A 21,849-nucleotide genomic window follows, 5' to 3' on the forward strand; every position below is an offset into this window, starting at 1 on the left:
ATTTATGTCGGCCGTACTATCCAATAACATGAATGATATCAAGCAAGTTACTTTCTTTTTAGAAGAATGCAAACGAATGGGAATCAAAGTTTTAAGCCCTGATGTAAACGAATCTTTCTATAAATTTACGGTAAACAAAAACGGAGATATTCGCTTTGGGTTAGGAGCTATTAAAGGAGTAGGAAGAAATGCCGTAGACACCATAGTGGAACATCGTAAAGAAGGAATGTACACATCTATTTTTGATGTAGCAAAACGCGTTGATTATAAAAATATCAATAAAAAAGCCTTTGAGAATATTGCACTTGCAGGAGGTTTTGATTCATTTACGAAAGTACATCGAGCTCAATACTTTCACGCCGAAGCTGATGGAATTCCTTTTTTGGAAAAAGCAATCCGTTTTGGAAGTAAGTACCAAGAAAGTAAGAATTCTGCTCAGATGAGTCTATTCGGAGGCAGTAGCGAAGTAGATGTCCCTGAACCCATAGTTCCCAACTGCGAAACATGGGGTAATTTGGAGCAACTACGCCGTGAAAAGGAAGTTATCGGGATTTATATTTCGGGGCACCCTTTGGATGAATTTAAACACGTTATTCGGCAATATTGCAACTTATCACTAAATCAACTATCTGATTTAAAACCTTTTGTAAACAGAGAAGTAAATGTTGCTGGAATGATTACGGACGTGAAACACAACACTGCTAAAAACGGAAAAGGTTGGGCTTCATTCATCATGGAAGACTATGATGGTGCGTATGAATTTCGTTTATTCAACGAAGATTATTTAAAATTCCGTAACTATTTGATCCCGTCGACATTTCTGTTTTGCAAATTCAAAGTAGAAGAAGGCTGGGTTAAAAAAGATACCAACGAACGGGGTGAACCACGCATAAAATTCATGGAAATGGTTATGATGCAAGATGTTCTACAAAAGATGACAAAAAAAGTAGCTTTCGAATTTGGCGTAAATGATATTTCGGAACATACAGTTCATTTTTTTAAAGAGAATATAGCAAAATTTTCAGGAAACTGCCCTGTCATCTACAGGATAAAATCTGCCGAAGAAAAAATATCTATTAGCATGGACAATCCAAATCAAGGTGTACGTATTTCGAACGAATTTTTAGATGCCTTAGACAAGGAAAAAATACGCTATCTACTAAACGAACGAGAACCTAAAAAACTCATCGACACCAAAGAAGATTCTAAAACGGTAGAAACTGAAGAGGAGGAAGAGATTCATGAATCATTAGTTGATGATAATGATTAAAGCGATAAAAAACATAACGAAACTTGTAAGAAAACAACCCTCAGTAGAATACCAGAAAGTAAAATGATTGTACTTATTAAGTATTATATAATTCTAATATGGGGAAAAAAAATAACACACTAAATCCGTAAAAACAAAGTAAAAAAGCTGGTATGGTGTCTCGTCCTGAAAAAAATGATACAGGATTGAACAAATAAAAGGTTGTATCGTAATCCTTTAACTCACTCTGGTTTTACACACCCTTGCTATAATGCAGATACAGACATCAAAAAACTTACTTGGGCGCCTAAGGCAGATGAACGCGAACGTATTGATTTGATTTATTACAAAGGAAAAGGTATTAAGGTATTAGAAGCCAAACTTTTCGGAACGGATAGTTCTGTTTGTCGGTCAAAGCCTATTAAAGATGATTTTCAGGATACAATTATAAAACCTTTGGGGATATATCCCAGCGACCATAAAGGAGTTTGGATGAAGTTCAAAATTACCCCTTCAAAAAAATCAAGAAGATAAAAAAGTCATTATACTGTTTAGTAACAAAGCATTAAATCTTTAAAAGTTGAGGCAAACACACAAAATTTAAAATAATTTTCTGTGCTCAGCATATCTACAAAGACTAATAGTAGTTTGTCATAAATTCAATACCTCAATTAGCATATTTATTTCAGCTAATTGAGGTACCTACTAACTATGAAAACTAAACCTATCTTCTTAACTATATTTTATCAAACCCTGTGTATTTTCTTAACACTTCTGGGATAACTATACCATCTTCAGTTTGGTAATTTTCTAAAATTCCAGCCAATACTCGTGGCAAGGCCAAAGAACTTCCATTGAGGGTATGAGCCAATTTATTTTTGCCATCAGTATCTTTATACCGCAATTTTAATCGGTTGGATTGGAACGTTTCAAAATTAGATACAGAACTGATTTCCAACCATTTTTGTTGTGCTGTGGAATACACCTCAAAATCATACGTCAATGCTGATGTGAAGCCCAAATCACCACCACAAAGACGTAAAATACGATATGGCAACTTCAATTCATTTAAAATTGATTTAACGTGTTCCACCATCATATCCAAGGCTTTATAGGAATTATCAGGGTGTTCTACACGCACAATTTCCACTTTATCGAACTGATGTAAGCGATTCAATCCACGAACATGAGCTCCATAACTTCCTGCCTCGCGGCGGAAACAAGGTGTATAAGCTGTACAACATATAGGCAACTCATTTTCAGATACTAACACATCTCTAAAAAAATTTGTGACAGGCACTTCTGCCGTAGGGATAAGATACAAATCATCTAAACCAACGTGATACATCTGTCCTTCTTTATCAGGCAACTGCCCTGTACCGTATCCCGACGCTTCGTTCACCACATGGGGTACTTGAAACTCTTGGTAACCTGCTTCAGTATTCTTATCTAAGAAATAGGTAATCAACGCACGTTGCAGTTTTGCTCCCTTACCCTTATAGACTGGAAAACCAGCTCCAGTAATTTTCACACCCAATTCAAAGTCTATAATATCGTACTTTTTTGCTAATTCCCAATGTGGCAAAGCTTTATCTCCTAAGTTAGGTACTTCTCCCGCTTGAAAAACTACTTCATTATCAGTATCTGACACTCCAAAGGGCACCAGCTCATTTGGTATATTCGGAATGCGGTACAACAATACATTAAGATTTTCAGAAATTTCATTCAAAGCGTCCGATAAAGTTTTAGATTTATCTTTAAGTTCACCTGTTTTGGCTTTTAGTTCATTCGCTTTTTGGGTGTCTCCTGATTTGAATAAAATTCCGATTTCTTTTGAAATATTATTTGATTCTGCTAATACCTTATCTAATTCGGCTTGGGTTGCACGTCTTTTCTCATCTAAATTGATGATGTCATCAACTAAATGTAAGTCTTTGAAATTTCGCTTTTTAAGTCCGTTTAAAACAACGTCTTTGTTCTCCCTAACAAACGTAAGTTGTAACATATTTCGTATACTTTATATTTTAGATTATTGAACTCACAAAAGTACAATAATATTTCACAAAGACAAAGAATAACCTCATTTTTCTAAAAAAATTAAGTCTTATGATTTATTAATCGAAAATCATTTCTAAATTTGCGTATTAAAATATTTGAAATGGAAAACAAAGAATTACAATTCAAAACAAATCTTAATTGCGGAGGATGTGTATCAAAAGTACAGAATGAGTTAGATAACGCTTTAGGGAAAGACCAATGGAGCGTTGATACTGATAATCCTGATAAAATTCTACGTGTGAACAGCGATGTTTCTACTGAAAAGATTATTGAAATCGTAAAAAGTAAAGGATTTAACATTGAATTTTTGGAGTCATAATCCAAAAAAACATTGTTTTTTCACTGACAGACTTTTTTAGAGCGTTGATGTTTCCTGTTTCGGAAAACATCCAACGCTCTTTCATTAGTCTCCTAAGCATAAATATATCACAGGAGTAATATCATCCTCGTAACCTTCAATTTCAAAACCTTCAAAGAAGATATTGTCACCAAGTTCTTTGTTTTGCAAACAGTTGTGGATATTCCAAAGCAGTTCCAATGCACCAAAAGAATTATTATCTCCTGATTGAAGTTCTGCAATGATTTCCGCTTGATAAAAACCGTTTTGCTCGTTGTACTCATTAAAAATATTGTCAATCGGCTCAACGAATTCCTCAAATGGTAATAAATCTTTCTCGCTTCTAACCCATGCCTCGTAAATAACTTTCACTTTAGATGTTTTGAACAGGGTTGTAAAGGGGTTAAAATAATCTAAATCTTGTTCGATGTACTCGTTATAAGCCCGAACATCATCCCAAAATTGCATCAGCCCCACGTAATTGATTTTATTGAATGCCCATGCTACGCCATCCAAGGCAGCATGATTTTCAGATGGGACAAAATTTTCGCATACGTTCAATCGATTTACATCTACCACTGGAGGATAAGGAATTGCTTTCGCTTCGAATCGTTCAATGAGAGCTTCTGCCATATTTTGCAATTTATAAAGCATCTCTTCCTCATAGAGCGGTACTAAAGTGAAGAATTGAACTTGGCGTCCAGTAGGAAGTGTTACTAAGGCATTACTACGGTCTTTAGTTTCGCTTCCTATGAGCATCAAACAAGTGAACGGAGTATCAGGCAAAGGTTCTCCTGTTGGAATAGTATGCCCCCAATCTAAAAAAGTTTGTTGTTCAATAGGTAGCTGTGCTAAGGTTTTGAGCCATCTGATCGGCCAAAAATCTTTTTCATCATTTCCGTAAACATTCCAATCGGGAGGAAGGTTAATCATTAATTCGGCATTAGTACTCCCTTCATGATCTTGGGGAACGAGCATATCAAAGGCTCCCATTCCTCCTGTTATTAGGGTGTAGTAATTCCGTTCAGGCGTAGGCTTGATGATGTAAATATCACAGCGAATGTCAGATGAAATAAGTCCAGGCAATACATCATCAATTTGACCTATGTTTTCAGAAATATAATTCTTTAAAGTATCTAACTCATCTTCAGTGTAATAAACAGCAGAAAAGTCATCTGTGGTAGTAAACATTAGGGAATTGAGTTTCTCATCATAGACAACAAATCCTTCTTCAATATTTTTAGTAGTGGTATAGAGCCACGACCAAATGTTGGGACTAACATAATCTACGTAATAACTTTGGAGCTTATCCGAAAGGGAAACACTGATCAGCTGCCCAAAGTCTTCTTCATTGATGCTATCAAAATCAAAACACAAATATTCTTCGTTTCCTTGCTCATTATGTTGCATCAAAAACGGAATCCAACGTTGGCTAAACAATTGATTTTTGATAATGTCGTCATCAAAAAAATCATCGGACGAAAATGTTAAATCTTGCCAATTTTTCCCATAGTTGTTTACAACAAATGAGAGCCATCGCTTTTGTAGTTCTTCTACTTCTTGAATGGAAATAAAACGTTGTGCATTATTAAGGAAAAAAACATTGTTATCCGTTTGTCCATCAAAAGTTTTATAAAAATAACGTACGTCCTCAGGCAAATTAATGCCCTTTCTTTGCTCAAAAGCATCCAATGTTATATCTGAAGCTCCTTTGCCAAGTACAGAAACTAAAGCAGGTGCTTTTTCTTGAATAAGTGCTATGAACTTTTCGAACAGAAATTCAAATTTCAAAGCTCCTTGTGGAGCAACTTCAGTGGGTTTCAATCCTTTTTGTTCAGCAATTTTGAGAAATTCCAATAAATCTTTTCCATTACCTTCAGAGGCATGTGAAAGATGTTCTTTCGCTTTCTCTATATTATCTAAAAAGAAATAGGCATAGCCAATGCGATAGTGCCATATTTGGGAAGGTATATCATCTTTGACGTAGTTAAAGACACTCACAGCCTTTTGCAAGTAAGCACGATTCTCTTCAGAGGGCATCAGCCAATAAAAATTATTGTACGCACGGCCTAATTCACTTAAAACTTGCGATGTTTTTTGTTGTACAGGAAGGTTTTCAATAAATTCAATAATGGCGGATACTTTGTTGTCTTTATCCCACTTTTCTATCTTTGCTAAGATTTGTTTTTCAGTCATAAAAGTTATTTTACCAGAAAAATATATTCTAAGCGACAAAAGTAAATCAAAAAGATAGAACCCGAAAATATTTCAAATAAAACTATTGTGGTATTTTATAAAAGTAGTATCTTTGGCTCTTATAATATGATTTGATATAACCATGGAATATAATTTTGACGAAATCAACGACCGCAGTAAGAGCGATGCTCTCAAATTAGAAGCACTTCAACCACGTTGGGGAAGAACGGATTTATTAGCAATGTGGATTGCTGATATGGATTTTAAAACACCTCCTTTTATAGTGAACGCTTTGAAAAAACGGATGGAATGCGAAATTTTTGGATATACGGCTAAACCACAACAATGGTATGACGCTATTATCAATTGGCAACAAAAACGTTTTGGTTGGAATATCAGTCAAGAGATGATTTCTTTCACCCCGGGGGTTGTACCTGCCCTAGCGATGGTCGTACAGGCTTTTACGGAAAAAGGTGACAAAGTCTTGATTCAACAGCCTGTGTACTATCCATTTTCATTGGTAGTGGAGAACAACAACAGAATTTTGGTAAACAGTCCTTTGGAACTGATTGACGGTCAATACCAGATCAATTTTGATAGATTGGAAAAAGATATCAAAGGATGTAAGGTATTTCTATTCTGTCATCCTCACAATCCAGGAGGTCGAGTTTGGCGACGTGATGAGCTGGAACGTGTAGCAGACATTTGCCATAGAAACAATGTGGTACTGGTATCCGATGAAATTCATGCTGATTTAACTTTACCTCCGCATAAACATATCCCATTAGGTAGCGTAAGTGATCAAGCTCGTCAAATGAGTATTACGTTCGCATCACCCAGCAAGGCTTTCAATATGGCAGGATTTACAACCTCCTATGCCGTAATTCAAAATCCTGAATTGCGAGAGAAATTCCAAAGCTATGTAGAAGGAAACATGCTCGGCGACGGAAACGTATTTGCTTATCAAACGGTAATCGCTGCTTACACAGAAGGAGAGGAATGGTTAAACAAGCTATTGAAATATATTCAGAAAAACATTGACTTTGTAGTGGACTATGTGGAAAAGAACATTCCAAAAGTGAAATGTATCGTTCCAGAGGCTTCCTACCTGGTGTTTTTAGACTTCCGAGGGTTGGAAATCTGTCAAGAGAGTTTAGTTCATCTGTGTGTTGATGGAGCTAAATTGGCATTAAACGACGGAGCTATGTACGGCAAAGAAGGTGAAGGATTCATGCGTATTAATTTAGCTTGTCCTCAAAGCATTATTGCTCAAGCACTTCATCAGTTGAAAGATGCTATTGAAAAACAAGAAGAATGTGTTTAAAAAGTAGATACACAATAATGTTCCACCTGATGTAAATTCCCTTGAGGGTGGAACGCTTTTTCTTGCTATCGTATGAAAATTTTGCACAATTTCCCTATTAGGAATAAGGTTAAGTTAATGGTAATTAAATTAATCCTTAGCTTAATTTTTACCCAGACTCCTTTTTTGAGAAAAGAAAAAATTTGTGTGAAGCCTAATGATTAATGTTTATAGAATGATAAAAAGTAAGATTTACACCTTTGTTCTGTTTTGTTTGTTGCCCTTGTGTAGTTACGCACAGGAAGATGAGGATGACGGAATGATTCAAAGTCCTTCCAAAGTGGATAAAAAAAATAGAGACTATGGAGTGAAATATTTGGAAGACCAATTTTATTTGGGACTAACATACAATATTCTAAGCTCAAAAGCATCAAGAGTAGTCCAACACGGTCTTTCCCATGGCATTCATACGGGTATCATGCGTGACATTCCGCTAAACGAACGTCGCAACGTAGGAATCGCCGTAGGGATGGGGTATGCCTATGATCTGGTATATAGTAACATTGTCGTTTTCAGCGAAAATGGTGTGCGAACCTATCAAATTCCCGACGGGATCAAGTCCTTGAATTTGAACAAAAATAACTTTTCATTACACACATTAGAGATTCCTCTGGAGTTCCGATGGCGAACCTCAACAGCGGAAGATCATAAGTTCTGGCGAATTTACACAGGAATGAAATTTGGTTATGTCCTAAAATCCAAAAGTTTTTACGAGCATAACGAGTTGAGTACTTCCTTCTCTAATCTCGAATTAAAAGGAAAATTTCACACAAAACTCTACGTTGCATTAGGCTACAACGCCGTAAACTTTTACGTGCAATACAGCTTGACTCCCCTGTTCAAAAATGTCAACACCATTGAAGGGACTTCCTTGAAAGCTAATATCCTTCAATTAGGAGTGATGTTCTATATTTTGTAAAAAGGTAAATTTAGAAAAGAATTTCACCTTCTAAAATTCAGTAAGAAAGTCTTAAATTAAGAAAATATACCTAATATGAAAATAATAGCCATGATACCAGCTCGTTACGGAGCAACACGTTTTCCAGGTAAACTCATGAAAGACTTGGGAGGAAAACCTGTAATTGTTCAAACTTTTGAAGCTGTACGTGCCACACAACTCTTTGAAGATGTGTACGTGGTAACCGACGATGACCGCATTGAACAGGCTATTATTGAAGTTGGCGGCAAAGTCATTCGTAGTAAAAGAGAATATCAGAGCGGAAGTGACCGATTAGCTGAGGCTTGTGAGTCTATGAATGTAGATGTAGTGGTAAACATTCAAGGAGACGAACCATTTACAGCTAAAAAAAACTTAGAGATGCTCATTGAGATTTTTAAAAAAGACACTGACAATCAAGTTGATGTAGCTACTTTAATGGAAGAATTATATGATTTTGAAGATATAAAAAATCCGAACAACGTGAAGGTAGTTACAAACAACTCGGGAGATGCTCTCTATTTTTCGAGAGCTTGTATTCCTTTTCCTCGCGATGAAAAATCGTTAGGTAACTATTTTAAACATATTGGAATTTACGCATATCGCAAACCTGCATTGATACAATTTTCTCAATTGGAAGAGTCAATGTTAGAAACTACAGAAAAATTAGAACAGCTCCGTTATTTAGAAAATGGATTTAAAATTCGTGTAGCCAAAACAGATATCCCTACCATTGGCATCGATACAGAAAGCGACTTGGAAAAAGCTCGAAAAATTTGGAATAGTTTATAAAAACAGAGAAGAAATATTAAATGAAGAAAGGTTACTTAACAGAATGTCAAGTAACCTTTTTTCAAGAAATTAACTATGGAATTTAATTCGGCATCATTCGTACGTAACGGATGTATCCCTTGCCTTCAACCTTGCTTTTCAAACTCTGCGAAGTAAGTTCAAACTCTACATCAGTAGCGTAATATTTTTGGTCTTCCACCGCAGTTTCAAAACGGATTTTGTAGCCTTTATCAATTTTATCATCCTCTATTTCAATCACTTTCACAGCTCGTTGTCCTCCACTAATAGTTTCTCCCGTGATGGCATCGATGGTCTCTCGTTTTCCGTAGAACTTCCACCACTCCGGTAAATCACTATACCACTCTGGATCATCACCCAACACCTGCAAAGTCTTTTCATATTTACCCTCGGGATTCAACAAAGAAACCACAATATAAGCCCCTTCTCCATCGTAATTCGTAAGTTGAATCATACATTTATATTTAGAACTTGGTTGCTGTTTTGTGAATGAAAAAGTCACTAATACAAGTGCTAAAATCCCAATTAATTGTTTGATTTTCATAGTAAATTATTTTAAAAAATTAATATTCAATCCATTTAAGGCCTCATTTTCTTGTGCCAAATCATAAGCCGATTCACCAAAATCTGTGGTTACGGTTTTATCAGCCCCTTTTTCAAGTAAAAAGTTAATTATGTCCAAATTTTTAGCCGTCATAATAGCTTGATGCAATGGAGTAAGCCCTTCTTCATTTTTAGTATCAACGCTCACACTTGCTGAACTCGCCTTTTGTAACAAATCTAAATTCCCTTTCTGAACAGCTAAATGATAGATCGTATTACCATTAGCCTGAAGTTGAGCCATATCCAATCCTTTTTCAAGCAAAATATCCCATTTTTTCTTAAAATCTTCTTGGTTACGTGGACTATAGCCATCCACCAAATAGTAAACTAACGAATTTCCTTTATCATCTTTCACATTCACATCAGCTCCCTTACCAATTAAAAAATCAACTACTTCAGCTGAATTTCGGTGAACAGCTAACGTCAAAGCTGACTGTTTATGATTGTTAACGGCATTGATATTTTGCGTTTTATCCGCCAAGAGGGTAACAATGGGGAGTACATTCGAAGAGGAAGCATTCATCAACGGACTTTGACCAGAAGCGTTTGTTTGATTCACATCATTTCCTTTTTCGATAAAATATGACAATACCCCTACATCTCTATGTCTGAACGAAAGTATGAATAGAGGTGTTAAACCTTCTTTATCTTTTTGATTTGGATTAATACCTAAACTTTCAACATACTTGAAAAAAGATATATCGTTTGATTTACCTCGTCCTCCTTCAGCAGCTGCAAAAGCTATGTTTTGTCCCTTTTTATTAACAGCCTTTACATCTATTTTTTTCTTAATCAGCTGATTGATAATATCTTGATTACCATAACGAGCCGCATAAAAAATAGAATTATCACCTTTATTATCAACATCTTTCAATGACAAACCTTTTTTGATAAAATAATCAACCTCTTTCAAATCTTTAAGGTGTGGAATCAACAAGAGCAAAGCTGTGGCCCCATTTTCGTTTCTATCCTTAACATTGGCTCCATATTTTATAAGCATCTCGTAAAATTCAATGGATTTGTTTCCTCTGACAGCTGAAAACAAAAGTGGTGAATACAGATGAGAATCACGAACATCCGTTTTAGCTCCTTTGTCAAGCAAATATTTAGCTACATCCAAACGATTTTGGAATGCTGCCCAAAAAATGTAAGTACGCTTGTCATGAGTTAGTTTATCAACTTCATTGCCTTTGAGCGAAAGTAAATAAACGATAGTCTCAAATGAGGCTCCGTTATTTATAGCCAATGAAGTCGCATCATAAGCTCTTTCATTTAGAGCTACAGGGTCATTACCTTCAGCAATTTTTTGCTTTACCTGTTCCACTGAGGGCTTTGATTTCCAAAAATCCGCACTAAAAAAAACATTATTCTGTGCTGATATACAAGTTGTTATAAACACAAATAAAGATACAAGTTTTTTCTTCATATTAATTCTAATTAAAAACAATTGTGCAAATATAGCTATTTAGATTTAATTTAGATAACATAAAGTCACTTTTTTTTAAATATTTTCTGAATATCCAAATTGTTGGTATTTGCAAATTACCAACACAATTCATATCTTTGGCAAAACTTTTAAAATCTATGATAGCAGAAGCATCTTTAATGGGTTTTTTGAGAACCCTTCTGATTGTTTTACTTGTAATTTTAGGACTTCGGATTCTTATTAGGATTCTAATGCCTTTTGTGTTGCGTTATTTTTTTAAGAAAGTAGAAAAAAAGATATATAACCAATTTCAACAAACTCAAAATCAATATCAAAGGCAAACCGACAGTCGTCAAACCATTATGAATGACGATGCTCGGTCAAAAGAATCAACTTCGAGAAAGAAAAAAGTAGGAGAATATATTGATTTTGAAGAAATTAAATAATTTAGTTTCGAATCAGAAACATTGCGTCAACACAAAATTTTTGCGTATCAATTCTTCATCCATTCCTTTGTAGTATTCCTTTCGATTAAAATCCATTAAATAAATATATTTTATGTAACGACTCAATTGACGATAAACCAATGATTTATGGTTAAAATCTCCGATTACATACAACGGAATACGCTCGGAATCAATTCCTAATTGTTCGATACAGTAAAGCGTGTAAAATAAAAAATCTTCTGTGGTTTCGTAATAAAATCGATTGAAGTGATAAAGTTTTTTATCTTTAAATACTACAAAATAAAAGGAACTTTGTTCCGTATAGGCATACATAATTTGATAGGAATGCGAAGCATAATGCTTAAGCAACATACGCAAAAGAGAAGATGAAAAGTGGTTGTAGTCCACCATTCCATAGTGTTCAATTAAGATATTATTAATCAGAACATCAGGAACATAGACATTTACGATATCAATAGGAATAATTTTATCAACTTCGATAAATTTTTCTTTTAGCCCAGAGGTGTCAATGCTATATTTCAAATAATTAACAGCTTCTTTTTCGTCAGAAAAAAGAGCTTGTGGAATAAGGGTATAAGCTGGTGTGTTATGTAACACCTTGATATTGTTAAAATCCTGCCTTAAATCTTCTTCGGATTGTAAAATAGTATAGACTTGTTTTTCTATTTCCTGATTACTTTTATTGAAATTTACAGAAAAATTGTAAATTGACTCAACGTAGTTCAACACAGGATTGAAAACACAAAAAGAAAGTCCATCCAAGTTAATTTGAATGGACAATTCTTTAAAATAAGGTTCTAATATATTATTTTCTTGCAGTTTTTGCATCGTATGAAGTTGGCCAGTTACCATTAATTGTGATATCGTCTAACGAACCTACTTTAATTAAATCACCCTTAACTTCTTCTACTGAATTTCTTGCTATTTCAACTTGAACATCATTATCATCTTGATCCCATAGAACTACTTTCTTAGGCACATACGCCTCAAAAACAGAGGCTTGAACCCCATTTCTATCCAACATAGCTGTATTCATTACGAATTGTTCTTCTTTGCTTTTAGCGTGTGGTACATAACGTAAATTCTTATAGCGATCAGAATTTTTGAACAAGGAATCTTTCACAGCTACATAACCTAAGGTATCAACAACAACACCTTGTTTCAACATGTCAATTTTATAGACTTTGTCGTATTCAACCCAACTTGTGTCACGCTGTGAAGTGATGGTGAATTTAGCTGTTTCGATAAATGAAGTCAATTCATCAAAATTAGCTGCATACTTTCCTTTAACAACTCGGTGAGCTTCCTGTGCATCACGAATGTCTTTGAGTTTGCGGATTACTTCTGTGTAACGCTCCGTTTTAATTTTTTTAAACTGAATAGGACCTGTAACTGATTTGTAAATCATGAAGCAGAAAAATAGACCTACTGCCCAAAGTGCGATTTGTAAAACTTTTTTCATTTTTTAAAATATTATTTTATTCAAATTTCTTGACTGGTTAATGCAAAGCTACAATTTTTTTTTGTTATAAAAAGTTTTTTCGCAAAAAAAATTATATTTTTGAGGTCTATTTTTGACATGTATGGATAAAACAACTTTTTACAACGCCCTTTTAGAGGCTTTTAACCACTCCCCTACCCCTCTACAAAATATTGCTTTACAACAACTTAGTATTTTTTTACTTGACACAAAAACAAACAATAAACTTTTTTTACTAAAAGGTTTTGCGGGTACGGGAAAAACATCCATCACCAATAGTCTGATTCAAAATCTTCCAAAAATTAAACACAGAGCTGTGCTGTTAGCTCCCACAGGACGAGCAGCTAAAGTCATGTCTCATTTCGCAAAACAACAAGCATATACAATTCACAAACATATTTATTACCCCAAAAATCAAAACGGTAGTTTTTCTTATAATTTAAAACCTAATAAGTTCAAAAACACTTTATTCATTGTAGATGAGGCTTCAATGATTGCTGATAATGATGGGCAGTTTTTTGAGCGAAACTCTTTATTAGATGATCTGATGCTATACGTTTATTCGGGGGAAGGTTGTCGATTATTACTGATGGGAGATACAGCTCAGTTGCCTCCCGTAAATTCTCTGTATAGCCCTGCTTTAGATATCCGAAATTTAGAGTCTCGCTACCAAAAGGATGTCTCGCATATTGAACTTACAGAAGTAGTCCGACAAGAAAAAAAGTCAGGAATTTTATACAACGCTACTAAGCTAAGAGAGTCGCTAAATCAAACTTTTTATAGCAATTTTGAGTTTCAAACCAAAGGTTTTAAGGACATCATCCGATTAAGAGAAAGTTCTGAAATTCAAGAAGCTATAGAAGACGCTTATAATAACTACGGAACAGAACATACCTCCATCATCGTGCGATCAAATAAACGTGCGGTACTGTACAATAAACAAATTCGAAAGGTAATTTTAGACAACGAGGATGAACTTACGGCAGGTGATTTACTGATGGTTGTCAAAAACAACTACTTTTGGTTAAAAGATTCATCGGAAGTCAGTTTTATTGCCAATGGTGACACTTTGGAAATACTTCGGATTTATGCCTTCCGTGAATATTACGGTTTTCGATTTGCTGAAGTCTCTGTACAACTGATTGATTATCCGAACCAACCTCCATTTGATACTGTCTTACTCTTAAACACTTTGGAATCGGAACAAGCCTCCCTTTCGCACCAAGATAGCCAACGCCTTTACGAGGAAGTACTATTAGACTATGAAGAGGAAACTTCTTCCTACAAAAAGTATCAAAAAGTGAAAGAAAACCCATATTTTAACGCCTTACAGGTAAAATTCTCATATGCAATTACCTGCCACAAAAGCCAAGGTGGACAGTGGGATATCATTTTTATCGAAAAACCATATCTACCTAATGGTGCCGATGAGGAATACTATCGTTGGTTGTACACAGCATTGACACGTTCGACTAAAAAAGTATATTTACTGAATTTTAAAGATGAGGATTTCAAATCATAACTAATTAACCGCATTTTGAATTATTTAAAGTCAAAAAAAAAACGATTTTTTTGTCCTTAAAAATTCTCTATTTAAAAAAAAATATCGTTCTTTGCCTTAAATTACGCTGAAAGCGATAAAATTACATAGACTTATGAAAAAAATTACAAGTATTATTAAATTTTTAGTAGTCCCTATGATTATGTTCATTGGGTGCGACAAACCTGAAACTCCGCAACAAGCAGAGGAAATTGACGAAAACGGAATCGTTTTATCTAACGATTTCTACATCAAAGCTAAAGTTGATGGAGAGTGGGTGGTTGTTAAAGGTGACCGATGCACCTACACAATTAACAAGGATGGTAGTATACAAATCGAATCCTATCGTTCGGGAAATGATGCTACTGATAAAACGTTCTCTTTTTCGATAAGTTCAACTACTTTGGGAAATCATAAATTTGGTGATGAAAAAAATGGAGGAACTGGTCTTTACATCGTAAACAAACAACAGTATCTTACCATAGATGACGGAAATGTTGAAATTACAAAATTAGACTCTTCCAAAAACATCATTGAAGGACGCTTTCAGATGAATGTGAAAAAAAATGGAATCGGAGATATGAAAAAAATCACGGAAGGCGTTTTTCGCTGTAAACAAAAATAATCTATACATAATTTTAGTATTATTTTTAAACTTATTTAATATCATAATTTTATTTTAAAATACATATACTTGTACTTATGGTAAAAAAAATATTTTTAACTTTATGTTTGTTAGCAACTATAAACATCCACGCACAAATTAACAAACAGAAAGACAATCGATTAGAATGGTTTGAAAAAGCCAAATTAGGAATATTCATTCATTGGGGATACTACGGAGTGAATGGAATTACGGAGTCGTGGTCTATGTATCACAAACGGATTTCACACGCTGATTATTTAGCTCAAGGAAAGGAATTTACTGCTTCAAATTATAATCCTGATGCATGGTTAGACCTTTTTGAAAAAGTAGGTGCTAAATATGTAGTATTAACAACGAAACATCATGATGGTGTAGCTTTATGGGATACGAAATACAGCACATTGAGTACCGTAAAACACGCTGCTGCCAAAAAGGATTTGCTTACACCTTTCGTGAAAGCCGTTCGTAAAAAGAACATGAAATTAGGACTTTACTATTCGTTATGCGATTGGTCACATCCTGATTATAAACCTGTTACTTTTGAGCGTATCAAAACTACAAATAAATTTTATCCACAAAAGGGACAACAAAAATTATCCCCATGGGAACGTTTTGTCAAATTCAACTTCGATCAATTAGAGGAACTAAACGCATACAAACCTGACCTTTATTGGTTTGATGGCGATTGGGAACATAAAGCTGAAGAATGGAAATCAGCTGAAATCAAACAAAGTTTATTGAAATCAAATCCACAAGTAATTGTCAATTCACGACTCAATGAATATGGAGACTACAAAACTCCTGAACAAGGAGTCCCTATCGTTCGTCCTGAAGGAGCGTGGGAATTTTGCATGACAATGAACGACAATTGGGGTTATTTCCCATCGGATACAAACTACAAACCGATTTCACAAATCGTACGTACATTTGTTGAAGTAATTTCCACAGGAGGAAATCTTCTATTGAATATCGGACCAAAACCAGATGGAAGCATCGCTCCCGAACAAGTTGAACGTTTGGAAGCTCTTGGCAAATGGATTCAAAAGCACAAAACTGCAGTATACGACTCCGAAGCAGGACTACCCTACGGGCATTTCTTTGGACCTACCATGCTTAGTCATGACCATAAAAAAATATACTTATGCTTGTTCGACGCACCTAAAAACTACATTCAGTTAAAAGGAATTCAAGCTAAAATAAAATCTATTAAGGTTTTAGGAAGTGGAGAAAATCTTTCTTTTGAACGCAACGGAGGGGCTGCCTGGAACAATATCCCAGGAATATTACGAATTTCCGTACCTTCCGAAAATTCTCTTGATCCTTACGTGACTGTTTTAGAAGTAGAATTAGAGGATAAACTCGTTCTCTATCGGGGACATGGAAACGCAGTAGAACTGAATATGTAATAAAATATTCACAAACAATTTAACTTATTTTAAAAGTAAAAGAGGCTATTCCCAATATGTGGAATGGCCTTCTTGGTATCTATTTGATTTTTCAGCACATACATTTTCTTCTCTGCTTAACTAAATTTACGGAATCCATAGCAACTGACAAGTTTTTTTGTATATTTGCCCTTCACATATAAATGAATATTTACACTGATGAAAAACATACGCAATTTTTGTATTATCGCACACATCGACCACGGAAAAAGTACCCTTGCTGACCGACTTTTGGACTTTACCAAAACCGTTACCGAACGCGAAAAACAAGACCAACTCCTTGATAATATGGACTTAGAGCGTGAACGAGGCATTACCATCAAATCTCACGCTATCCAAATGGAGTACGAGTACAAGGGCGAAACTTACATTCTGAATCTTATCGACACCCCTGGTCACGTGGATTTCTCGTATGAAGTGTCGCGTTCCATTGCTGCGTGTGAGGGAGCTTTGCTGATTGTTGATGCTGCACAAAGTATTCAGGCACAGACTATTTCTAATCTTTATTTGGCTCTGGAAAATGATTTAGAAATTATTCCTATCTTAAATAAAATAGACCTTCCTTCGGCAAATCCGGAAGAAGTAAAAGACGATATTGTTGATTTACTCGGCTGTGACCCTGATGATATTATCCCCGCTTCTGGAAAAACAGGTTTGGGCGTGGAGCAAATCCTCGAAGCTATCATCGAACGCATTCCTGCCCCAAAAGGCGACCCCGATGCACCGCTTCAAGCACTGATTTTCGATTCGGTGTACAATCCGTTTCGTGGTGTGGAAACGTATTTCCGTGTGATGAATGGAGAAATTCGTAAAGGTCAGAAAATCAAATTTATGTCTACCGGAAAAACCTACGATGCCGATGAGGTAGGTACGCTCAAACTCAATCAAGTAGCCAAGCAATCTGTAAAAACGGGCGATGTGGGTTACCTCATCACTGGAATAAAAGATGCCCGTGAGGTGAAGGTGGGTGATACGATTACTTCGGCAGTAAATGGATGTTCTGAAATCATTGACGGATTTGAAGATGTAAAACCGATGGTATTTGCCGGAATTTATCCCGTTGATACTGAGGATTATGAGGAGCTTCGAGCTTCTATGGAAAAACTGCAACTCAATGATGCATCGCTGGTTTTCACTCCTGAAAGTTCGGCGGCATTGGGCTTTGGCTTCCGTTGTGGTTTCCTCGGAATGTTGCACTTGGAAATCATTCAAGAGCGATTGGAACGAGAGTTCGATATGACCGTAATTACTACTGTTCCGAACGTTAGTTATCTGGCGTACACGAAGAAAGACCCCGAAACGCCTATCGTGGTAAATAATCCGTCTGACCTTCCCGACCCATCGAAATTGGACCGAGTGGAAGAGCCATACATCAAAGCATCGGTGATTACCAAAGCGGATTTTGTGGGGCAAGTGATGTCGCTTTGTATCGAAAAACGTGGGCAAATTACTAATCAAACATATTTAACTCCCGAACGTGTAGAACTAAATTTTGATATGCCACTGGCGGAAATCGTGTTTGATTTTTACGACCGATTAAAAACAGTATCAAAAGGTTATGCTTCGTTTGATTATTCGCCTATCGGAATGAGAGCTTCTAATTTGGTGAAAGTCGATGTGCTAATTAACGCCAATTCGGTAGATGCTTTGTCTGCCCTTATTCACGCCGATAATGCGTACAATATCGGAAAGAAAATGTGCGAAAAACTCCGCGAACTGATTCCACGTCAACAGTTTGATATTCCAATTCAGGCAGCAATTGGGGCAAAAATCATCGCTCGTGAAACTATCAAAGCCCTCCGTAAAGACGTTACCGCCAAGTGTTATGGTGGGGACATCTCGCGTAAGCGTAAACTCCTTGAAAAACAGAAGAAAGGTAAAAAACGTATGCGACAAATCGGAAATGTAGAAGTACCACAAAGTGCATTTATGGCGGTGTTGAAGCTGAATGATTAGCGGTGAGCCACCGCAGGCGGGGATTTTATAAATCAATAAAAAAATGAAAATATGTCAGCGAATGTAAGAGTTAATATAGAAAATTTTCGTGCTATTCATAAAGCAGAAATAAAAATTGATGGGATAACTCTGGTTGCAGGAGAAAACGGATGCGGTAAGAGTACGCTATCCAAATTGTTGTATTTTTTATATAAAACGGTTTCTAACTATGAGAATATAGTCAAAGAGCAATTAGTTGCCAATCTCGACCCTATATTTTATTATCTTCAAAATTTGGTACTGGGAAGTAAATTACCTCAAAAAGATAAAAAGGAACTAAGAGAGGATTTTAGAAAAATAAATATTGTAGAACAAGGTTTCTATCAAGGCTTAATTGATAAAATAAAATATTTGTTTAAGGAACATAAAATTTTAGAAGAATCAGACCCAAGGCTAAATAGATTTATTATGATAATTGAAGATATTTTAGAGGAAAAAATATCCAAAGATTATCTTTTCGATAAAATACAAGAGATTATTACGAATCAATTTAAGGGGGCGGAAGGTAGAATCAAATCAAGACCTATCCACTTGTTCACTAATGAACTCACAAAAGAGTTTTCGGACAGTAAATTTCCAACTACTTTTGATGTGTTTGAGCACGATGTTGATATAGTTTCTTTTAAAAATAATAATCTGTCCATTCCATACACCATACAAAATACAATCTATATAGATACTCCAATGGTATTTTCTATGGACGAAAGTAAAAATACGCATTGGCAGGACTTAAACGAACTATTAAGAAATAAAAGAAAAACGGACTCTAACAGCGTTATTAGTGATATTCAAAAAGTTATTCAAGGAGATACTTACTTAGACGATGATTTATTTGGAGATGATTTCAAGTACAAAAGGTTAGATGGAAAAACTTTTGACTTATCCTATGTAGCAACAGGAATTAAAGCGTTTTCTATTTTACAGCTATTGCTAAAAGGAGGACATCTAAATGATAAAACACTGCTGATTATAGACGAACCTGAGTCTAATCTTCATCCACAATGGATTGTAGAATACGCAAGAATTATTGTCAATCTAAACAAACATTTGGGTGTAAAATTCTTTTTGGCAAGTCATAATCCTGATATGGTAAGTGCTATCCGTTATATTTCCGAAAAGGAAGGCGTTTTAGAAGATGTGAATTTCTATCTTGCTGAAAAAGAAAAAGAGACATTTACCTATAATTACAAGCATTTAGAGAAAGAGATAGACCCTATTTTTGAATCGTTCAATATCGCTATTGACAGAATCAACAAATACAGTGTTTAAATGAAGTACGATAAAACCAAAACAATAAACCACACTCTTTCCGTTAAACATCCTTATTGCTTAAAAGATTTTAACCAAGCAATATTTAATGAGGATAAATCTCTTAGGATTGTACCTCATCTTGTAAATGATGTAGAGGTCTTGAATTTGGATTGTGCAAAAGATAAAGAATACTTTGGAGAAAATACAGAAAAACCAAAATCTATGGACATTGCCTTTGCTGTATCGAACACTGATACCACAGAGATGGTTTTGGTAGATTTTAAACTTAATGTAACGAATCCTAATAATTTAACAACAGAGGAATTGGTCGGAAAAGTTGATGATTCTATCGAATTATTAGGAAGTTCTTTACCGATACATAGTCAGTATATTTTCATATTTCAGCCTAACAAAAAACAACAAGCCGAAAATAAATTGTACCGAAGAATGAAAGGTAGAATACCCAACAATTACAAAGCAATGGACTTGCAAGATTTAATAAAAAAGTATTTTTAAAGTTTCGTAAATATTTTTATATATAAAGATTTTTTTTAATCATAATTCTATTTCGCTGAATTACAATATAATATAAAAATCAACAAAAACATAATAACTCCAATAACGGATTATTAAATAACCCCACTAAATTTTATAAAATGAGAAAAATAACCTTATTATTTGTTGCGTTACAATGTAGTAGTTTTGTTTTTGCACAAAGCAAAGCCGAACGATTAGACAGTCTTTTTACTTCGTTGCATAGTAAAAATGCTTTTCACGGAAATGTTTTAATCGCTGAAAATGGTAAGACTATTTTTGAAAAAAGCTATGGTGTAGGAAACATTGAAGAAAATATAAAATTGTCCCAAAAGTCGATATTTAATTTAGCTTCGATAAGCAAACAATTTACGGCTTCGGCAATTCTGTTGCTCGAAAAGTCCAAAAAATTGCGTCTGTCGGATGATATAACCAATTACATTCCTGAGTTGTCTTTTTATAAAGGAATAACCATAGAGCATTTGGTTCATCACACCTCAGGACTGCCTGACTATATGGAGTTATTCAGAGAAAAAATGAATAAAAACGGAACAATTACCAATGATGACGTCATCGAATTGTTTGCAAAGGAGCAACCTAAAATACTTTTCGAACCCAACGAAAAATTTAAGTATAGCAATACAGGCTATTTGTTTTTAGCAACCATCATTGAGCGAGTTTCCAAAACAAGCTATGCCAATTATCTGAAAAAACATATTTTCAAACCTTTGAAAATGAACAACACCGCAGTTTTATTCTTATATAAAGATAAATTGAAAGTACCGAATTTGGCGGTGGGGTATATGCCAAATGATGAAGGCAATTTGGAAAGAGATGTGGAATATGCTCAGTATTTTGACGGCGTTTATGGGCAAGGAAGGGTATATTCAACTACCGAAGATTTGCTCAAATGGACAAAAGCCCTCCAAAACAATACACTCTTCACCAAGCAACAAAGCGATAAACTTTTTGCCGATTACACGCTTAATAATAACCAAAACACCGAATACGGATTTGGTCTATTCTTGGAAGAGAGCGAAAAATATGGCAAAATTATCAATCATTCAGGAAGTTGGGGAGGTTACATTACCTATTTGGAACAACAACTTACCAATGATAAAACCATCGTCCTTTTGCAAAATCAAACCTTAATCACTACGAAAATACCTGTTAAAGCGGTTAGAAGTATTTTGTATAATGAGCCTTTGAAGTCCGAAAAGCCTATCTCTCTGCAATCCGAAGATTTAGACAAATATTTAGGTACATATTTTAACGATAAAATAAATTTGGAAATTACCATTACCAAAAAAGGAAATGTATTGTACTCACAAGCTACGAAGCAACCTGAAATTCCGTTAGAAGCGTATGAAAATCATACATTTAAGTTTGAACCAGCCGATATTAAACTTATTTTTAATCCTGATGAAAACGTTTTTGAGTTTCGTCAGGGGACAATGGGATTTATTTTTAAAAAAGTAGAAGAATAGAAACAAAAAAATTAAATCAGTAACC

General features: G+C 35.0%; 20 protein-coding genes. 14 read left to right on the plus strand and 6 right to left on the minus strand.

Annotation, left to right across the window (positions count from 1 at the left end; translation table 11 throughout):
* Both CCAND38_RS05035 and CCAND38_RS05040 read left to right on the plus strand, forming a co-directional pair.
* On the plus strand, window positions 1-1,270 hold a 1,270-nt coding region (locus tag CCAND38_RS05035), incomplete at its 5' end, for a helix-hairpin-helix domain-containing protein (protein WP_500681095.1).
* A gap of 201 nt (window positions 1,271-1,471) precedes the next feature.
* Window positions 1,472-1,783 carry an exonuclease/endonuclease/phosphatase family protein gene (locus CCAND38_RS05040; RefSeq protein ID WP_042009949.1) on the plus strand — a complete coding sequence of 104 codons (312 nt, stop codon included), beginning with the start codon at window positions 1,472-1,474 and terminating at the stop codon, window positions 1,781-1,783.
* A gap of 202 nt (window positions 1,784-1,985) precedes the next feature.
* Here CCAND38_RS05040 and serS read toward each other — a convergent pair whose 3' ends face one another.
* Window positions 1,986-3,254: a serine--tRNA ligase gene (gene serS / locus CCAND38_RS05045; RefSeq protein ID WP_042009947.1), complete on the minus strand. Its 1,269-nt coding sequence runs from the start codon at window positions 3,252-3,254 to the stop codon at window positions 1,986-1,988.
* A 153-nt stretch (window positions 3,255-3,407) separates the two neighbouring features.
* Here serS and CCAND38_RS05050 point away from each other — a divergent pair, with 153 nt between their 5' ends.
* Entirely contained in the window at window positions 3,408-3,626 is a 219-nt protein-coding gene (locus CCAND38_RS05050) for a heavy-metal-associated domain-containing protein (protein WP_042344153.1), read from the plus strand.
* Window positions 3,627-3,710: 84 nt separating this feature from the next.
* On the opposite strand, the gene CCAND38_RS05055 is transcribed toward CCAND38_RS05050, so the two are convergent.
* Window positions 3,711-5,840 (minus strand): suppressor of fused domain protein, encoded by a 2,130-nt coding sequence (locus CCAND38_RS05055; protein ID WP_042344155.1) that lies wholly within the window; start codon window positions 5,838-5,840, stop codon window positions 3,711-3,713.
* 142 nt (window positions 5,841-5,982) lie between these two features.
* On the opposite strand from CCAND38_RS05055, the gene CCAND38_RS05060 reads away from it, so the two are divergent.
* From CCAND38_RS05060 to kdsB, 3 genes are all read left to right on the plus strand, one after another.
* Entirely contained in the window at window positions 5,983-7,164 is a 1,182-nt protein-coding gene (locus CCAND38_RS05060; protein WP_042009939.1) for a MalY/PatB family protein, read from the plus strand.
* A 214-nt stretch (window positions 7,165-7,378) separates the two neighbouring features.
* Window positions 7,379-8,122 carry a porin family protein gene (locus CCAND38_RS05065; RefSeq protein WP_042344156.1) on the plus strand — a complete coding sequence of 248 codons (744 nt, stop codon included), beginning with the start codon at window positions 7,379-7,381 and terminating at the stop codon, window positions 8,120-8,122.
* Between the two features lie 75 nt (window positions 8,123-8,197).
* Window positions 8,198-8,932, plus strand: a complete 735-nt coding sequence (kdsB, locus tag CCAND38_RS05070) for a 3-deoxy-manno-octulosonate cytidylyltransferase (RefSeq protein WP_042344157.1) — start codon at window positions 8,198-8,200, stop codon at window positions 8,930-8,932.
* An 82-nt stretch (window positions 8,933-9,014) separates the two neighbouring features.
* Here kdsB and CCAND38_RS05075 read toward each other — a convergent pair whose 3' ends face one another.
* Entirely contained in the window at window positions 9,015-9,494 is a 480-nt protein-coding gene (locus tag CCAND38_RS05075) for a DUF2271 domain-containing protein (RefSeq protein ID WP_042009932.1), read from the minus strand.
* A gap of 6 nt (window positions 9,495-9,500) precedes the next feature.
* Window positions 9,501-10,979: an ankyrin repeat domain-containing protein gene (locus CCAND38_RS05080; RefSeq protein ID WP_042344159.1), complete on the minus strand. Its 1,479-nt coding sequence runs from the start codon at window positions 10,977-10,979 to the stop codon at window positions 9,501-9,503.
* 158 nt (window positions 10,980-11,137) lie between these two features.
* Here CCAND38_RS05080 and CCAND38_RS05085 point away from each other — a divergent pair, with 158 nt between their 5' ends.
* Entirely contained in the window at window positions 11,138-11,425 is a 288-nt protein-coding gene (locus CCAND38_RS05085; protein WP_042009962.1) for a DUF4834 family protein, read from the plus strand.
* 12 nt (window positions 11,426-11,437) lie between these two features.
* Here the strand turns inward: CCAND38_RS05085 and CCAND38_RS05090 are convergent, their stop codons facing one another.
* Both CCAND38_RS05090 and CCAND38_RS05095 read right to left on the minus strand, forming a co-directional pair.
* Window positions 11,438-12,274, minus strand: a complete 837-nt coding sequence (locus CCAND38_RS05090) for a DUF3822 family protein (RefSeq protein ID WP_082023482.1) — start codon at window positions 12,272-12,274, stop codon at window positions 11,438-11,440.
* On the minus strand, window positions 12,252-12,908 hold the full coding sequence (locus CCAND38_RS05095) for a hypothetical protein (RefSeq protein ID WP_042344160.1): 657 nt from the start codon (window positions 12,906-12,908) through the stop codon (window positions 12,252-12,254). Before CCAND38_RS05095 ends, CCAND38_RS05090 begins: the two co-directional genes overlap by 23 nt.
* Before the next feature lie 121 nt (window positions 12,909-13,029).
* On the opposite strand from CCAND38_RS05095, the gene CCAND38_RS05100 reads away from it, so the two are divergent.
* From CCAND38_RS05100 to CCAND38_RS05130, 7 genes are all read left to right on the plus strand, one after another.
* Window positions 13,030-14,448, plus strand: coding sequence for an ATP-dependent DNA helicase (locus tag CCAND38_RS05100; RefSeq protein WP_042344161.1), 1,419 nt, complete (start codon window positions 13,030-13,032; stop codon window positions 14,446-14,448).
* Between the two features lie 133 nt (window positions 14,449-14,581).
* On the plus strand, window positions 14,582-15,091 hold the full coding sequence (locus CCAND38_RS05105; RefSeq protein ID WP_042009923.1) for a DUF6252 domain-containing protein: 510 nt from the start codon (window positions 14,582-14,584) through the stop codon (window positions 15,089-15,091).
* 77 nt (window positions 15,092-15,168) lie between these two features.
* Window positions 15,169-16,518: an alpha-L-fucosidase gene (locus CCAND38_RS05110; RefSeq protein WP_042344162.1), complete on the plus strand. Its 1,350-nt coding sequence runs from the start codon at window positions 15,169-15,171 to the stop codon at window positions 16,516-16,518.
* A gap of 198 nt (window positions 16,519-16,716) precedes the next feature.
* Window positions 16,717-18,513, plus strand: a complete 1,797-nt coding sequence (gene lepA, locus CCAND38_RS05115) for a translation elongation factor 4 (RefSeq protein ID WP_041993989.1) — start codon at window positions 16,717-16,719, stop codon at window positions 18,511-18,513.
* Between the two features lie 51 nt (window positions 18,514-18,564).
* Window positions 18,565-19,821 (plus strand): AAA family ATPase, encoded by a 1,257-nt coding sequence (locus CCAND38_RS05120; protein WP_042009916.1) that lies wholly within the window; start codon window positions 18,565-18,567, stop codon window positions 19,819-19,821.
* Entirely contained in the window at window positions 19,822-20,319 is a 498-nt protein-coding gene (locus tag CCAND38_RS05125) for a hypothetical protein (protein WP_042009914.1), read from the plus strand.
* Window positions 20,320-20,459: 140 nt separating this feature from the next.
* Window positions 20,460-21,824, plus strand: a complete 1,365-nt coding sequence (locus tag CCAND38_RS05130) for a serine hydrolase (protein ID WP_042344163.1) — start codon at window positions 20,460-20,462, stop codon at window positions 21,822-21,824.
* Window positions 21,825-21,849 lie beyond the last annotated feature (25 nt).

Source organism: Capnocytophaga canis (assembly GCF_000827555.1).
Classification (GTDB): Bacteria; Bacteroidota; Bacteroidia; order Flavobacteriales; family Flavobacteriaceae; genus Capnocytophaga; species Capnocytophaga canis.

What these genes read in the sequence shown, in the direction of transcription:
- serS (WP_042009947.1), bottom strand. Translation starts at nt 3,254, where the DNA reads ATGTTACAACTTACGTTTGTTAGGGAGAACAAAGACGTTGTTTTAAAC.
- CCAND38_RS05050 (WP_042344153.1), top strand. Translation starts at nt 3,408, where the DNA reads ATGGAAAACAAAGAATTACAATTCAAAACAAATCTTAATTGCGGAGGA.
- CCAND38_RS05055 (WP_042344155.1), bottom strand. Translation starts at nt 5,840, where the DNA reads ATGACTGAAAAACAAATCTTAGCAAAGATAGAAAAGTGGGATAAAGAC.
- CCAND38_RS05060 (WP_042009939.1), top strand. Translation starts at nt 5,983, where the DNA reads ATGGAATATAATTTTGACGAAATCAACGACCGCAGTAAGAGCGATGCT.
- CCAND38_RS05065 (WP_042344156.1), top strand. Translation starts at nt 7,379, where the DNA reads ATGATAAAAAGTAAGATTTACACCTTTGTTCTGTTTTGTTTGTTGCCC.
- kdsB (WP_042344157.1), top strand. Translation starts at nt 8,198, where the DNA reads ATGAAAATAATAGCCATGATACCAGCTCGTTACGGAGCAACACGTTTT.
- CCAND38_RS05075 (WP_042009932.1), bottom strand. Translation starts at nt 9,494, where the DNA reads ATGAAAATCAAACAATTAATTGGGATTTTAGCACTTGTATTAGTGACT.
- CCAND38_RS05080 (WP_042344159.1), bottom strand. Translation starts at nt 10,979, where the DNA reads ATGAAGAAAAAACTTGTATCTTTATTTGTGTTTATAACAACTTGTATA.
- CCAND38_RS05085 (WP_042009962.1), top strand. Translation starts at nt 11,138, where the DNA reads ATGATAGCAGAAGCATCTTTAATGGGTTTTTTGAGAACCCTTCTGATT.
- CCAND38_RS05090 (WP_082023482.1), bottom strand. Translation starts at nt 12,274, where the DNA reads ATGCAAAAACTGCAAGAAAATAATATATTAGAACCTTATTTTAAAGAA.
- CCAND38_RS05095 (WP_042344160.1), bottom strand. Translation starts at nt 12,908, where the DNA reads ATGAAAAAAGTTTTACAAATCGCACTTTGGGCAGTAGGTCTATTTTTC.
- CCAND38_RS05100 (WP_042344161.1), top strand. Translation starts at nt 13,030, where the DNA reads ATGGATAAAACAACTTTTTACAACGCCCTTTTAGAGGCTTTTAACCAC.
- CCAND38_RS05105 (WP_042009923.1), top strand. Translation starts at nt 14,582, where the DNA reads ATGAAAAAAATTACAAGTATTATTAAATTTTTAGTAGTCCCTATGATT.
- CCAND38_RS05110 (WP_042344162.1), top strand. Translation starts at nt 15,169, where the DNA reads ATGGTAAAAAAAATATTTTTAACTTTATGTTTGTTAGCAACTATAAAC.
- lepA (WP_041993989.1), top strand. Translation starts at nt 16,717, where the DNA reads ATGAAAAACATACGCAATTTTTGTATTATCGCACACATCGACCACGGA.
- CCAND38_RS05120 (WP_042009916.1), top strand. Translation starts at nt 18,565, where the DNA reads ATGTCAGCGAATGTAAGAGTTAATATAGAAAATTTTCGTGCTATTCAT.
- CCAND38_RS05125 (WP_042009914.1), top strand. Translation starts at nt 19,822, where the DNA reads ATGAAGTACGATAAAACCAAAACAATAAACCACACTCTTTCCGTTAAA.
- CCAND38_RS05130 (WP_042344163.1), top strand. Translation starts at nt 20,460, where the DNA reads ATGAGAAAAATAACCTTATTATTTGTTGCGTTACAATGTAGTAGTTTT.